The sequence below is a fragment of the Herbiconiux daphne genome (genome assembly GCF_024979295.1).
In the GTDB taxonomy this organism is placed as follows: domain Bacteria; phylum Actinomycetota; class Actinomycetes; order Actinomycetales; family Microbacteriaceae; genus Herbiconiux; species Herbiconiux daphnes.
In genome coordinates this window covers 1-1,062 of the sequence record NZ_JANLCJ010000149.1, presented here as the reverse complement: position 1 = coordinate 1,062, position 1,062 = coordinate 1, and the positions used below count along the sequence as shown (strand labels likewise).

At 45.0% G+C, this 1,062-nt stretch carries 2 protein-coding genes; both read right to left on the bottom strand.

The window, feature by feature from the left end:
- Positions 1–159 (bottom strand): lipoprotein (locus N1032_RS28515; protein ID WP_407933077.1); only part of this gene is annotated, 159 nt, incomplete at its 3' end.
- Between the two features lie 156 nt (positions 160–315).
- Positions 316–1,062 (bottom strand): hypothetical protein (locus N1032_RS23700; RefSeq protein ID WP_259542833.1); only part of this gene is annotated, 747 nt, incomplete at its 5' end.

Sequence of the window (1,062 nt, the reverse complement as noted above, 5' to 3'; positions counted from 1 at the left end):
CATAGCCGCTGCATCATTATTGTCTTGGTCTTGAAACCTCTTGACACAAGCTCTGTAGTCTTTGGTAAGTGGGTATTGTTGTTCACACTTATCATAACGGTCGTCATAACAACCTGTAAGTGTAAGAGCAATCAGTACAGCAATGATGTATTTATTCATACTTACATTCCGTAGATTGGCAATCCCTGCACTTAATTTCACTCACCTTCACCGTGTTGAACTTCATGTTCTTACCACGGGTAGGGCTACCTTTAGCAATCTCTTTGATAGTATACTTTCTACTACTTAGATGGTTGCTTCCGCACTTGAAGCAGCTCACGTTTCACCTTCACTAACATTCGATGGTATTTCGATTTTGAAAGTTTCATACACTGCCTTAGCCCATCCTCTCGGAGTGGCAGACCTTATGTTTTTAGTTTTGAGACTACGACCGCCCAAACGCTGGTGTTGACGAGAATACCCAGGCTCGGGCTGAACCGCCATAACCTCTGGCTTTCGAAATCCATTCCCACACCAAATGCACGTTTTCTTCGGATAAGCATCCCTTGGGGCGATATATTCAGGATACGTTGGATGCGCATCATCGACAGGTAAGTAACCACCAAATTCCCAGGGTTGGAATATGAAGTCGGGTTTGCGCCACAGCGTTGCAAGCACTGAGACAGGGTTTTCGGCGTACCATGCACAGCCATATAGATTTCCTACTTTTTCTGCAAGGAGAGCGAGAGAAGCTGCCTCAATCTGGAACGCTGGATTGATAGCTCTTTTCTTAGCAAAATGAGCTGCACCAGACACTGCCAGATGAGTACACTCAGGGTAAGACCCCACAAGAATAACGCCGTCACCCACCAACTCTCGAATATGATTTGCATGTTCCTCAACCTTATCAGGATAGAACCACATCCCAACTTTTACGAGATTTCCCTCTCTCGTCACACCTTCGGGATGCTGACCATCAAAAAGATAGCACTCATACCCCGCCTCTAACCAAGGCTGGGCAGAAATTCCAGAGTAATCATAAAGAAAGATACATTTACCTTTAGCCATGATTTGCAAATTCCT